Below are 13,542 nucleotides of genomic sequence, written 5' to 3'. Positions count from 1 at the left end.
CCCGCGGAGCGGGATATGCCCCGACAAGCCGGGGCATAGAGCGCGAATTGCGCAAGCGCAATTCGAATTCCGGCGCAAGCGCCGGAATGGAATTCCGTAAACGGAATTCCGACGGGGTGTCAATTCGCGCAAGCGCGAATTGAGGGCACCCGCGCAAGCGCGGTCGCCACGGCTGGCAGCAAGGGGGGTGCATCATGCTCGGGCCTGTGTAGCCACTGGGAATCCCAGCCATCACCCCCGCAACGGAAGTGACGGACCATCGGCCCAACAGGTGCCGGCCCCACCACAGGGACGGGCTCCGCTTACGCTCCACCCTGACCCCTCCTCAACTCCCGAAACCCGCACGGACAGGCCCAGTAACACCCCGTCAGCATACAGGACAACCGGCCGCTAGGGGGTGAGATTCGGCCATGTATCACCCTGGGGACGGAAGTTGGCGCAAGAGTGCTGCATCACGGTGATGCACTGTGTAGAGTCTGGGTACAGACACCACACCCCCGAGCCGCACCCACCGCGCCGGGATTCCCTTTCTGATTACGCGCACCGTTCCGCGAGAAGGAGAAAACGGGGCATGGCCGTGAAACTGCGTGACCACCAGATCGAGGCCGTTGCCGCCATTGTGCGCGGCCTCGATATCCCGCCGGGCGGTATTCCTTTCAATGGCCTGCGCGGGCAGGTGCACGCCGCGTGCGGCACGGGGAAGACGATTATCGCGGCGGCGTCGGCTAAGCGGATTGTGCCCAAGGGGCGCATTCTCGTTCTGGTGCCGACGCTGGATCTCCTGGCGCAGACGGTGAAGGCGTGGCACGAGGCCGGGCACAAGGGGCCGGCGGTTGCGGTGTGCTCGCTCCAGGACGACCCGGAGCTGTGGAGCCTGAAGGTGCGCTCCACCACGAACCCGGTGCAGCTGGCGCTGTGGCACGGCCAGGGGCCCGTCAGCATCTACGCGACCTACGCCAGCCTGGGTGTCCTCGCAGAGGCCTTCGAGGGCGTCTACGGCCAGAAGTTGGACCCCGTGGACCTCGCGGTAGTTGATGAGGCACACAGGACAAGTGGCTCGATGGGTAAGGCCTGGGCGGATATCCACGACCAGACCGTCATCCCGGCGCACCGCCGCCTGTACCTGACGGCGACTCCACGGATCTGGCAGGAGCGGCCCAACTGGGAGGTCGCCGAAGGAGTTCGGGAGGCGCTGCCGGAGGAGATGGCGGCCTCCATGGACGACGAGGCCGTGTTCGGCCCTGTCCTGTACAAGCTCAGCCTCGCGTCGGCCGTCTCCCGCGGGTTGCTGGCGCGCTACCAGATCATCGTGCTGGAGCTCCAGGACCCGGTCGTCACCCCGGACAAGCTGATGGGTGAGGAGCGGCGCAGCGAGGAAGTACGCGGTCAGCGGCTCGGAGCCTTGCAGGCCGCACTCCTGCACACGATGCAGCAGCACAGCCTCCAGACCTGCATCACCTTCCACCACCGGACCATAGAGGCACAGGCTTACGCGGAGGGCCTCGAGCGCGTCGCGGCGAAGCTGCACGCCGACCAGCCGGAGAAGTACCCGGCGCAGATCTGGGCGGACTGGCTGTGCGGCGAGCACGTCCCGGAGCGCCGGCGCGGCGTGCTGGGTGAGTTCGGCTCCACCGCCCGGCGTGCGGTGCTTTCGAACTGCCGGGTCCTGGGTGAGGGCGTCGACATCCGCGCCGTGGACAGTGTGGCTCTGTTGGACCCGAAGGGGGCGCCGCACGACATCGTGCAGGCCATCGGGCGGGCATTGCGGCAGAAGCCGGGGCAAGGGAAATTGGCCTCTTTGATCGTGCCGGTATTTCTCCAGCCGGGAGAGAAACCGGAAGACATGTTCACCTCCGGATCGTATCGGCCGTTGGTGAAGGTGCTCGAAGGTCTCCGGGCTCATGATGAAGAGGCCGTGGAATTGCTCGCGATTCCGCAGGAGCCGCAGAAAGACGTGGCGCAGCCGTCCGTGAACATCGGTCCGGCGCCCGAAGAGGGCGAGGAAGAATCTCGTCTATTGCTCCGTTTCGCGGCTCCGCGTGATCCAGTGATGGTCGCGGACTGGGTCAGCTTCAATGTGATCGACACGGAGAAGCAGGACTGGGCGAGGGGCTGGGCGGCGCTGAAGAAGTTCACCGAGCGTGAGCTTCACGCCCGAGTCCCATATGGTCACAAAGAGGGCGCATACCCCCTTGGGTCATGGGTGGCAGAACAGCGACGGGCCTACGGCGCGGGGCAGATGACCGGCCAGCGCGCCCGGCGGCTGGAGAAGCTCGGCATGGTCTGGAGCGTCGCTGACGAGCGCTTCCAGGAGAACCTGGAGGCCGCGAAGGCGTACTACGAGGATCACTGGACCCTCTGTGCTCCGAGGTCGGCAACAGCCCTGGACAGGCCGGTGGGGCAGTGGTTGAGCAATTTGCGCCGCGCGGGTGCGCTGGACGGCCACCCGGAGTGGAAGGACGCGCTGGAGGCCGTAGACCCGCACTGGAACCCGGATTGGCCGGTGGACTGGCAGCGGCACTACGCCGCGCTGCGGGAGCTGGTGCGCGATGAGGGCCAGGCGGACGTCCTGCCCGGCGTGACCGTGCACGGGATGGACGTCGGGCGGTTTCTCGCGAAGCAGCGCCAACGTGCGGTCTGGGATGGGCTGATGGATGGGCAGCGTGAGCTCCTGGAGGCCATCGGCGTCGTGCCCCTGCCGCCGGAGCAGGAGGCACCCGCCAAGGCCCCCAAGGCGGCCTCTGGGGCCTTCGAGCGGGGCGTAGCGGCCCTGGCGCAGTACAAGGAGCGAGAGGGCTCTGTGGGGCCTGTCAGCCGCTCTCACGTCGAGGTTTTGCCTGATGGGACTGAGGTGAAGCTGGGGGTGTTTCTCTCGAACCAGAAGTCGAGGCGCGGGAAGCTCACCGCCGACAAGCTCCAGGCGCTGGCCGACCTCGGGCTGGACTGGGCGGCGGAGGCAGCGGTCGCATGACGCCGGACGACTGGTGAATGCACTCGCCGGGCCAGCATCTCGGGCGCCAGGAAGCTGGCTTCCTGGCGCCCGGGTTCGTCGTGTCAGGCGTCGACCAGGTCCAGGAGGTCCTGGAAGCGCCGGGCGACGTATTCATCCGAGCAGACCCGCTTCACGCTGCGGTCCTTCTGAAGGCCGGCGACGTCATCACGGATGATCTCGCGGTCCTCCTTGAACATCTGCTCGATGAGGGGCGCGGCGCTGTTGCTGTAGAAGACCCTGCGGTTGCGGCCCATCGTGCCGTAGCCGCCCTCTTCGCCGATGTAGCACAGGGTCATCCAGCGGATGATCTGCACCCGGACGTCGGCGGGAACCGCGGCGAGCCCGCCGAACTCGGGGAACAGTCGGAGAGCGGGTCCGTGGGAGGCGTTGGCCTTCCAGGTGTGGCCGATCTTCTCCAGGGCCTCAAGTTGGGTGCGGAAGAAGGCAGTCCGCTGAGCTTTGCGGAAGTACGGCAGGATGCCAGCCGCGTGGGCGACGCGGACCTGGAGCTCGGTGAGCGGCGCACGTCCGATCTTGTCCATCTGGTACTTGGCCAGGTCAACGCGTACGGCGTCGCGGGTGTAGGGGTCGATTTCCTGGATGAGGGCGTAGGAGTTTCCTCGGACGAGTTCGGGTTCCTTGTCGCTCAGGGCCATGCTCAGCAGAAACTTGAGGATCTCCAGCTGCCGGGTGTCGGGGGCGTGCTCGTAGTCGGTCAAGAGGTCGGGGTCGGCGGCGACGGGACCCGACGCCTGGACGATCTGCTTGACCTCCGAGACGTGGATGAGCGTGATGGGGTCACGGGAAAGGACCGCGTCAACGCAGGTCTTGAAGATGTAGATGCAGTCCTCGATGCCGGCCTCGTACTCGGCGTCCTCATGCTCCAGGTCCCGGCGGATGTCGTAGGCGCGGGTCATCTTGCGCCACTCGGGCCGGCTCAGCAGTCCCATCCGGTACGACAGGTCGATGAGCTTGGCCGTGGAGTAGTTCTCGATGTCCTCGGCACCGCGGTCGCCGCGGTTGATCGGCGGCAGCTTGTGCGCTGCGGCAACTTCAGAGGCGATGTCGATTCCGGCGATCTGGACCTTCTCGCGGAGATCCTGGACTGCGGCGTTCAGCAGCCGCTGGCACGCGCTGCTCGGATCCACCGGCAGCAGACGCCGAACCCGTTCGATCAGCCCTTTGGACTGCCACTGCGGCCGGATCTGCCCCATGATCGCGGGGACCTCGCTGTCCGAGATCAGATCGCTTGCCGGGTGAAGTACGACTTCCCCCACTGGTTACTCCTTGAACAGTTCGCGCGAATCGTCACACGATCGTAGAGATCGGAGCACCTGGCGGTCTCAGAATTTCGCCATCGGGTCGGCCCGCTCCAGGTGTCTGTGACGGGCGCGCCTCGCTGCTCATTTGCGCCGACACCGAGATCGATAACACTGTGTGTGCCTGCTGACTCCAGCGCTAGATTCAGGGGTCATGTCGCCTCGTTTCCCCCGAGTTGAGGCCCTTCTGGGCGCGTCGCTCGAACAGGTCACCTACGCGCAGCTCGCTTCCCTGGTGGGCAACCCGGACCCGAGGGAAGACGAAGATCTCGACTACAAGGGGCCGCACTACAGTGCCGATCAGGCGGGTCGGGCCGAGCTGGCAAAGGATGTCGCGGCGCTGGCGAACGGGATCGGTGGCGTGCTGGTCCTCGGACTTGCCGAGGACCGCCGGACTTCCATCCCCAATGCTGTGACTCCGGTGGAGCTCACGGACGGGAAGGTACGGCAGATCCGCCAGACCATTGCCTCCAACCTCCGGCCAACACCGCGGATCGAGCTGTTTCCCAAGCACGACCAGCCCGGCTCGATTCAAGGAATCCTGCTCATCGCCGTTCCGCGCAGCCTGGACGCACCGCACGCCATCGTGGAACAGACCCGTCTGGCCTACCCGCGGCGCAACGGCAGCACCACCGCATGGCTGACGGAAGCCGAGATTGCCACGGCCTACCGCCGGCGATTCGAGCAGCTCGCTGACCGCACGGATCGAATCTCTCGGATCGATCACGACGTCGAAGAGACTGCCGAGCGCCTCGAAGGGCGCAGTTTCTTGGAAGCAGGCGACCCACTGCTGACGGTGTCGCTCGTGCCTGACATCGCTGGTGACATGGTGATCGACCACGCGAGTGTTCAGCGCGTGAGCACGCAGGAGTTGGCGGCTGTCCCCTTGCTGGGGCGCACCGCGGCGACCTTCTACAGCTCTATGGTCGGCGCGCGCCGCATTGTCCTGTTCGACGACCGCCCACCCCGGTACGTCGCCGAACTACACTCCGACGGGTCGGGCGCCTGGGCGGCACGGACCCCCATGCTCGGCATCGCCCAGGACGACAGCAATACCTGGCCCTACGGCGCCGACACTGACTCCATCGTCACCCTCGTGCTGTCGGCCCTGCGCCACCTCGCCCAGCACGCGGTCACCCGCACCGGCGCCGCCGGCACGGCTGCTCTGCGCGTGCGGCTGGAGAGCCAAACGCCCATTGGAGGCGGCCCGATGAGGCTGCCGAATCTGCCGCGCACGCGAGAGATCCACCTCGCCCACGAGGCCCTGGTTCCCCAAGAGAGGGGGGTGCGCGTCAGCGCCACTGCCCACCGAAGTGCCGTCGGCCGCGCCCACGCACTCCTCAACGACCTGGCAGACGGCGGGATCGGCCTCGTACAGGCGGCGTCGCTGCTCATCAGTGACCTGTTCCAGCACTACGGCCTTGCCGAGCCCCCTCAGATCAGCCGCGACGGATCGATCATCGCGAGCGGATGGTCCGAACCCGAACGAACCCAGATCAGCACTTGGGCACAGCAGGTCTCCGTTCCTGTGACCTGACCAGGAGCCCCCTCCCAGTGCCGGGTGTGTTGCGGGTCGGCTTCGGCCGCTCCTACGGCGATCCTGCTGCGGCCGAGGCCGTTGGGTGTTGCTGCTTGCGCCAGGGAGCGGCGGGGTCGGCAAGCGTGTCCAGCATCAGCTGGCACCAGGTCAGTGCTGCGTTGGCGGCGAGGTGCGCGTGCCGTACTCCGAGGTTGCTGGGTGCGCTGGCTTGGCCATGCCCGGTGCCGTATCCGCGGTTGCGTAGCTCTGCCACACCGACCGCGATCGAGGCGACGCCTCCGAGGATCTTCTTGACGGCATCTGTGCCGTCGGGGCCCGGAGTGACCGACGATGCATCGAGGTGGAGTGCCTTCTGGGCCTGCTTGACCAGTGCCGGCACCTTGGCGTGCTCATCGACAGCGATCCCGCGTTCTCTTAGGACGGTCTTCGCGGTGGCCTCGATGAGCTGCTTGGCGCTTCCGATCGCGGCTGCGGGATCATCTGTGATGGTGGTGCCGACCCGCTCCAGCTCGGCGAGGATCCCGGATGGGTCGGTTAGGTCCTCAAGGTGCCGAGCGACAACCGGTCGCCGGTTCCAGGTGATCCGCCCTCGTTCGTCCAACAGCAGACCGTCGCGTTCGAGCTTGACGGTCACCTCTTCGAGCCAGTTCCCTTCCCAGCCGCTCTGCTTGCAGAAGCGGATGAAGTCCTCGAAGACGAGCAAGGCCCGGTTGACCTGGCTGTAGTCGCTCCAGTCGACAGCTGCGGCGTACGTCTCGAAGGTGATCCGCCGGACGCTGGTGTCGTCGTAGCGCAGTTCGTCTTCTGGGACAGGTGCGAAGTTGTGGTTCTGCCATGCCTCCGCTACCACCCTGACGGTCATGCCGGTAGCCAGCGAGCGAAACTCGTTGCGGGTGGCTCGGCTGACCAGGTCTCTGCGGTACGACGACATGGTCAGAAGATACGGCGCGTGCCGGACAGCGTTCGCCGATTTTTCAGATGCCAGCAGATGAGCGCGCTGGCGGCAGGGCGTTCGGCGTCGCAGGCCGGGCTGAGCTCCATCCACACGCCGGTCCCCACTGTCCTGGACGACGGCCACGAGACCTCGTTGGAGGAACCGCACTGGGGCCACATCAGCGGCGGCCAGCCCATCGCGAGGGCGGGGAGTGCTCCCCGCCGTCTGGTAGGTGCGCCTGGCCGTACCGCCCTGCCCGGACTCAGATCCAGATGCCTTCGCCCGCGCTGCTGCCGTGCCAGGTGCTGGACCTCCATGATGGCGGGATGAACTTGCCGTCCGGAGTGCCAGTGTTCAAGCTGCGGGATGCCATCGCGGAGGCGCTGTGGGCTCACGTCAAGGCCAACCGGCTCGCTGCGGTGTGCGAGTACCTGGGGCTCGCTCCGCAGCAGCCAGACGAAGATCCGTACAACAGCAAGAGGTCCTATGTTCACGCCCGGCTGGAGGACAAGCCGCTCCCCGATCTGACGGCGATAGCCCGTCGAGTGGTCGATGAGTATGGCGACGACGACCTGCAACAGTTGCTGGCTCAGATGGGACTGCACGGCGTCTCCGGGGAGCTGAAGAACCTCATCTTCGCCGCCGACGGCCCCAAACCGCAGATCGTGCTGCCGGACTCCATCAGCAACACCATCCGCATCGTCAAGAACGAGCAGTACTGCCTGGTGTATGACCAGCCGCTGGAAGACCGCGGGCTGAGCTGGCAGGACTTGGTCACCTGGTGGGTTCGCCAGCACCCCGAGCACTCAGGTGACCCGACACGGGCGCGGATCTCCCTGCGGGAGCGGTTGCGGCGCTCGCTGGGCAACAACGGTGCTGAACTGCTGGTGTTCGACACCTACCTCAAGCTCGGCTTCGACCTCCCGGCGCTCATTCCCCAGGTCTACCTCCACTACGACCCCTACACCATTAGCGAGTTGGGCGGGGCCAGCCGCCTTGCCCGACAGAGGATGGACTTCCTGCTGCTGATGAACCATCGGGCCCGCGCGGTCATCGAGGTCGACGGCATCCAGCACTACGCCCGCCCTGCCGGCCGCACTGTGGGGCAGGAGCCTGGCGTCGGCTGGCTTCCTGATCCTGCGCGGTACGCCTCGTTGGTGGCGGAGGACCGCGAGCTCACGCTTCAGGGCTATGAGGTCTACCGCATCGGTGGCCACGAGCTGTGCGGTGACACGGCTGCCGAGGTACTCACCGACTTCTTCGTACGTCTCCTGCGCCGCCACGGCCATGCCGATTCGAACTGACTACCGCTGACGTATCCAGGCCCCTCCGCTTGCGCAACAAAGCCGGTGTATCTGAAATGCCCATTTCACTACAGTGTTGTGATGACTGAGCAGGAAAAGCTGGTTTCCCTTCAGCAGCGTAGAGCCGTGTGCCCCTACCCGGACTGCGCCACTGGCACCGTGATGGACATGGTCGATCAGCGCATGATCGCTCCGGAGAGCCGTGAGTACGCGTTTGGCGACTTCGGCGACGAGGGGTCGTTGCCCGTGCACCCCCACTCCTCATGGACGCAGCAGGAATGCTGGGTGTGCCAGCTGTGCGGTCGCTCGGTCCTGGAAGTCATCGAGTGCAAGCAGACAGGCTGGGGCAAAGACAGCCGCATCGAAGAGCTGACGCGGCTGGTGCTGTGGCCCTCTCCCCCACCCCGCGTGCTGCCCCCAGACGTACCAGAGCGGATTCGCAGCGCGTACGAGGAAGCCTCACGGGCAGAAAACTCCGGCGCGGCCCGGCTCGCCGGCGTCGGGTACCGGTCGGCGGTGGAAGAGCTGTGCAAGGACCAGGGCGCCACGCATCACACACTGCACGGAAAGATCCAGGAGCTCGCGGCCAAAGGCCTGCCTGCCGACGTCATCACGGCTCTGGACGAGACGCGAGTCGTCGGGAACGACAGTGTGCATCACGGCGTCGCGTACTCCGCCGAAGAACTCGCTGACATTGCCGAGTTGGTCGCCGAAGCAGCGGTTCTCCTCTACGTTCAGCCCGCGCAGCGACGACGCATGGCGGAATCGCGCAGAAGACGTCACGAAGCAGCTCAGCAGAACCCGTGATGCACGCTTGCTGCGGTCGACTCAGCGTTGGGCTCAGACGGCGGTTGACGCCTACGTGGTCTGCCTATGCCTCTGAGTCGTCTTCGGCATCCTCGGCCATGGCGATTGCTGTGCTCATGTCGAGTTCCAGACGCTGTGTGGGGAGGGACAGAGACCGCTCTTCTTTACCGCTGACGTTCGTCGCTGTCGCCCGCCATTTCCCTGCGACCGCGTCGGCGGCCGCTTCCTGGATGCTGTAGAGCGTGATCGGGTCGAGGGTGACGGTTTCGTGGGGGCGCAGGTCCACCGGATCGAAGCGGATGATGGTGCGGCCGTCTTCTTGCGTGATGTCTGGTGCATGCAGGGATGGCAAAGCGAAGGCCGGCGACCGCAGGGCGGCCATACCCGCGATCATCCCTACCCCGATGGGCATCGTGCCTGTTCCGTACTCCTTGGGCCGGTCCGGCCAGTCGACTTCCTCATCGTCGTCCGCGACGTGAGCCAGGACGGTGTCCGGAAGGCTCAGCACGACTTCGACCTTGGTGAGGTTCTCTTCGCCGGGGTTGGTGAGCTTGAGCGTCAGAGGTGCCACGAGGGCGCGGACCGCGTGTGCCAGGGACTGCTGCATGGCCTGGTCGAAGTCGTTCAGGTACTGCTCCACCTCCTGCCGGAATTCCTCGGGGGAGCGGTAGTCGGAGCTGGCGTTGTACAGCGCCGCGAAAGAGTAGGGACGTGCCGCTGTGCCCTGCTTCCTCGGGCGTGCGGTGTCGAGCTGCTTCATCAAGTCTTTGCGCAGAGAGTCCAGGATGTGGTTGCGCCTGTCCGCTAGGGGAGGCAGCAGGGCGACGGTGCCGGTGACCGGGGCGACGTCGACGTTCACGCGCTTGGCTGCCCGGCGTGCCCGCTCAGTGAGCGCGTCGATCTCGGCTGCGCGGGCAGGCATGGTCTTGCCGGCATACCGGTGGAAGACCGTGCCGGGGTAGAAGTTCTGGTGCTCCTTGCGTAGGGGGTGGATGGGATCACCCCAGCGTGGAGGGAAGACATCGACGAGCATGACGTGCCGTGTTCCCTCGCCGTTGTCGAAAGGGACGTAGGTGAACTGGTAGCGGTCGAAGTCGCCGATGTAGCGCCCCAGCCAGGCGTCGACCTTCTCGATGTCATGTGTGGCGACCCCGTGCAAAGCCCCTTCCTCCACCCCGACCAGGAGGTAGGCGTGACCTCCGGCCCACTGCGCTGCCACATCGGGCATCCGGTTGGCGAACCCGAGGATCGCCTTCGATACGGTGAAGGCTCCTTCGGCCTTCGAGACGTCCAGACGGGACTTCCACTCCAGCCAGCGCGTTTCGTCCGCGCTGCCTGCGTCGAGGACGGCTTCGATCAGCGCTCGCTGTCTCTTCAGCCCGACTACTGGTTGGTCTGCCTCAAAGTTAAGAGTCATGGTCGTCCCGGGGTCCTTCGTCTCAGTGAGACCTCCAGCATGCGGGGTCGCACTGACAACACCGACCGGATTTCAGCTGGGGCGGCCCTGCCAATGGCAGCGCACCCCCGTGCCGTCGGCGTCGCGCTGTCGTTGAACAGCACGACGCCATACACCGGGCCCCGGGGAGGTCGTCTCCCCCGGGGCCCGTGGTGTGTCCAGACGCGGGTCAGATCTCCCCGGCCGCCGTGGCGGTGAGCCAGTCGGCGGCTTCGGCGTCGGTCATGAGCAGCGCCTGCGTCGGGTGGGCGTCGCCGTCCTTGACAACGTGGACACGGCCCGGGTGGGCGCTGCTCTTCGGGGCGGGGCCGTCTATCGGGGCGAGCCGCTGCCAGATGCCGGTGCTGACCCGGGCGAGGATGACAGTGGAGAACTGCTCGCGGGCGCCGGGGTCGAGGCCACCGGCGACGGCGAGTCCGTCGTAGATGACGTGGATGCGGGCCGCTCGCCCCTCGTGCAGAACGTCCTCGAGGGCGGCGACGGCCGGGGACTTCTTGGGGTCGTCCTCCTGCCGGAACGTCTCCCAGTAGCGGGCGAGCTGCCGCAGGGTGGCGTCGGCCCGGTCGATCACGACCATCAGCCGCGGAACGTCGTCGAGGTCGCCGTCGAGGTCGATACGGCGCTGGAACTCGGAGGCGAGGCCGACCAGGGCGTCGTGGATGCCGGCGACGTTGCCGCGGTGCGTCACCGTCGGCAGGTCCTTCGCCCACAGGTGGGAGATGCGGGTGGTGTCGAGGACCAGGGCGTGGGCGCCCTGGTGGAGGAACTGGGCGGTAAGGGTACGCAGGATGGTCGTGCTGCCGCCGCCGGCGCCGCTGCAGACCAGGATGTGCGGCGCGGCGTCGATGTCGACGGCGATGGCCCGTCCGTCGGTGCCGATGCCGATCAGCGCTGCCGAGGCGGGCAGCGCCTGCAGCTGCTCGCGCAGGCCGGGGTCGGTGAGGCGCAGCAGCTTCGGGAGCGCGGTCGTGGTCGTCATGGTGCGGTGTTCCTTTTCTGTGCTGTGCCTGGTGAACCGGGTGTTCTCCAGGGCGAGGGGGGATCGTGCGGGCCGGGCGGGTCCGGTTCGCGGGCTGCTGGTCAGTCGAGGTCGGTGGTGCCGGAAGCGGCGCGGGGCCGGTTCCGTGCCCATCGCTTGAGGTCGCCGACGCGGTAGAGGAGTTCGGCGCCGCGCTTGTCGACCGAGCTGGGGAAGGACGGGTCGTTGGCGCGGGCGTAGCGGAGCGCGGCGAGGGTGTAGGGCAGGTGGTGTTCGGCGGCCTGGCGCAGCCCCACCGCCTGGTCGTCGACGTCCCCGGCCGGGTTCGCCGACGACGTCGACGCGATCGTGCCGGGCGGGTCGGCGGCGTCGTCCCGCTGGTCGGGGAGAGCGGCGTGTGCGGGCGTCTCCGGCTCCGTGGGCGGGGTCGGCGCCTGGTCGTGGTCGTCGGGGCCGGTGGTCTGCGGGCCGTCAGCGGCCGTCTGGAGCTCGGCTGGGGCGGGCTGCGCGGGGACGGCGGGGCGCGTTCCGTCCGAGGACGCCGACCTGCCGGTGGTGGCCCACTCGCGTGCTTCGGCGTCGGTGAAGAACAGCACCTGCGTCTCGCGCGCGGTGCCGCCGATGACGACCTGGGCGCGGCCGGGGTGCTTGGTGCTCTTGGGAGCGGGGTGGATCTCGGGGGCGAGCATGCGCCAGGCGTTCATGCTGTAGCGGGCCAGGATGCGGGTGGCGAACTGCTCGCGGACCTCCGGGCCACCAAGGGCACGGGCGGTCGCGGACTGGGCAACGAGCAGGACGTGCATGCGGATCTGGCGGCCCATGAAGAGGATCTCCATGAGCGCGTCGATCGCCGGGGACGTCTTCGGGTCGCCGGACTCGCGGATCTTGTCCCAGTAGCGGGCCAGCTGCCGCAGGGTGGCGTTGACCTCTTCCAGGAGGATCAGCAGTCGCGGGCCGATTGCGTCCGGGTCAGCGTCGATGCCGAGTTCGTCGGCGACACGTGTTCGGCGCCGGCCTTCCCAGCCGAGCTGGACCAGGGCGTCGTGGATGTCGGCGATGTCGGCGCAGTACGTGACGCCGGGTATGCCGCGCGCCCAGGGGTGGGAGATCCGCTTGTAGTCGAGGATGAAGGCCTGCGAGCCGTGGTGGAGCATCTGGCAGGTGATGCAGCGCAGCGTCACCGACTTGCCGCCACCCGTGCTCGCGTTGACGAGGATGTGCGGCGATTCGGCGTCCAGGTCGACCGCGACGGTCTTGCCGCCGGTGCCGATGCCGATGAGGGGCGCGGACTCCGGAGCCTTGGCCACCAGCTCCCGCACCTTGGGGGCCTTGAAGGCGGCCTTCTTCGGAGGCTTGCGGGTCTTCTTCACTAGCACGTACGGCTTACGCCCGGCCGGGTGCCAGGAGAACGTCACGCCCTCCAGGGCGAGTTTCTGAGTGATGAGGTCGGCGACCACGTCGCGGGAGAACCGCAGATGCACCGGCAGGTCGACGCGTATCTCCGCGTCGTCGTCGCTGAAGTTCTTCGATATGTGGAGGTAGCGGCGCGGGTCGGTCTGCTCCGCGATCCCCAGCGGCACGGCGAGCGCCTGGTGCAGCGGCGTCACCCACTCGCGCATCAGCTCGCGGCGCTCACGGGTCAGCAGCCCGTACGCGAGTCCGCCGGCGGCCGCAGCGGAGGCCGCGCTGATCCCGCCCGTCTGCAGGGCCGCGAGGGGAGCGGCATCCGGGTTCTCCCACCATGCCCGGGCCGTGTCCTGGTGCTCCCACAGCCCCCAGCCGCCCCCGGCCGTGGCGCTGAGGCCGGTGAGGCGGAAGGTGAGGCGCTGCCACCCGGCTCGGTACGACGATCGGGAGACGCGGCCTTCGACCTTGGGCAGGACGCGGGTGCCGGGGTGCCAGAACGTGGCGTCGGTCCGCTTGATGCCGTCCATGTCCCGGCCGGCCAGGAAGCGGCCGATGCCGAACATGAGGGCTTCGGCGGTCTCCTCTACCTGCTTGTCGAACTTCGTCTGCGCCATGCCGTCCAACGCCCTTCGTGCCAGGTGTGCGTGGGGCGTCACGGTGCCGCCGGAAGCGGACACCCACGCCGGACGAGGACGCTAAAACGATCTCCCTGTGGATAGAGTTCGGCGCCGAAGCGGACGGCTGTGGACACTTTTCGGCGCCCAAAAGGACAACCCGTTCGGGGAATGGCGTCCGGGCCGGCGG

The 13,542-nt window shown here is 67.3% G+C and carries 9 protein-coding genes; 4 read left to right on the top strand and 5 right to left on the bottom strand.

Features of this window, described 5'->3' with window-relative positions; translation table 11 throughout:
- Nucleotides 1-571: 571 nt before the first annotated feature.
- Nucleotides 572-2,971, top strand: coding sequence for a Helicase associated domain protein (locus ACIRPP_RS30025; RefSeq protein WP_403649280.1), 2,400 nt, complete (start codon nucleotides 572-574; stop codon nucleotides 2,969-2,971).
- Between the two features lie 83 nt (nucleotides 2,972-3,054).
- Here ACIRPP_RS30025 and ACIRPP_RS30020 read toward each other — a convergent pair whose 3' ends face one another.
- A complete protein-coding gene (locus ACIRPP_RS30020; RefSeq protein ID WP_382104286.1) occupies nucleotides 3,055-4,269 on the bottom strand; it encodes a hypothetical protein in 1,215 nt (404 codons plus the stop codon).
- A gap of 196 nt (nucleotides 4,270-4,465) precedes the next feature.
- Between ACIRPP_RS30020 and ACIRPP_RS30015 the strand changes: the two genes are divergently transcribed.
- The gene (locus ACIRPP_RS30015) at nucleotides 4,466-5,848 is read left to right on the top strand and encodes a helix-turn-helix domain-containing protein (RefSeq protein WP_403649277.1); all 1,383 of its coding nucleotides are present in this window, start codon (nucleotides 4,466-4,468) and stop codon (nucleotides 5,846-5,848) included.
- A gap of 52 nt (nucleotides 5,849-5,900) precedes the next feature.
- On the opposite strand, the gene ACIRPP_RS30010 is transcribed toward ACIRPP_RS30015, so the two are convergent.
- Entirely contained in the window at nucleotides 5,901-6,782 is an 882-nt protein-coding gene (locus ACIRPP_RS30010) for an abortive infection family protein (RefSeq protein WP_403649274.1), read from the bottom strand.
- Between the two features lie 275 nt (nucleotides 6,783-7,057).
- Here ACIRPP_RS30010 and ACIRPP_RS30005 point away from each other — a divergent pair, with 275 nt between their 5' ends.
- Together ACIRPP_RS30005 and ACIRPP_RS30000 are read left to right on the top strand one after the other, a co-directional pair.
- Entirely contained in the window at nucleotides 7,058-8,089 is a 1,032-nt protein-coding gene (locus tag ACIRPP_RS30005) for a hypothetical protein (protein ID WP_403649271.1), read from the top strand.
- A gap of 81 nt (nucleotides 8,090-8,170) precedes the next feature.
- Nucleotides 8,171-8,896 (top strand): DUF4145 domain-containing protein, encoded by a 726-nt coding sequence (locus tag ACIRPP_RS30000; protein WP_382104295.1) that lies wholly within the window; start codon nucleotides 8,171-8,173, stop codon nucleotides 8,894-8,896.
- A 64-nt stretch (nucleotides 8,897-8,960) separates the two neighbouring features.
- Here ACIRPP_RS30000 and ACIRPP_RS29995 read toward each other — a convergent pair whose 3' ends face one another.
- The 3 genes from ACIRPP_RS29995 to ACIRPP_RS29985 form a co-directional block, all read right to left on the bottom strand.
- A complete protein-coding gene (locus tag ACIRPP_RS29995; protein ID WP_382104296.1) occupies nucleotides 8,961-10,313 on the bottom strand; it encodes a helix-turn-helix domain-containing protein in 1,353 nt (450 codons plus the stop codon).
- A gap of 208 nt (nucleotides 10,314-10,521) precedes the next feature.
- Nucleotides 10,522-11,331, bottom strand: a complete 810-nt coding sequence (locus tag ACIRPP_RS29990; protein ID WP_403649267.1) for a hypothetical protein — start codon at nucleotides 11,329-11,331, stop codon at nucleotides 10,522-10,524.
- Nucleotides 11,332-11,432: 101 nt separating this feature from the next.
- Complete coding sequence (locus ACIRPP_RS29985) at nucleotides 11,433-13,352, bottom strand: pRL2-11 (protein WP_403649263.1); 1,920 nt, start codon at nucleotides 13,350-13,352, stop codon at nucleotides 11,433-11,435.
- Nucleotides 13,353-13,542: the final 190 nt, after the last annotated feature.

This window comes from Streptomyces sp. NPDC101219, from assembly GCF_044767675.1.
In the GTDB taxonomy this organism is placed as follows: domain Bacteria; phylum Actinomycetota; class Actinomycetes; order Streptomycetales; family Streptomycetaceae; genus Streptomyces.
Note: the sequence above shows the minus strand (reverse complement) of the source record. Positions and strands in the feature narration are given on the sequence as shown.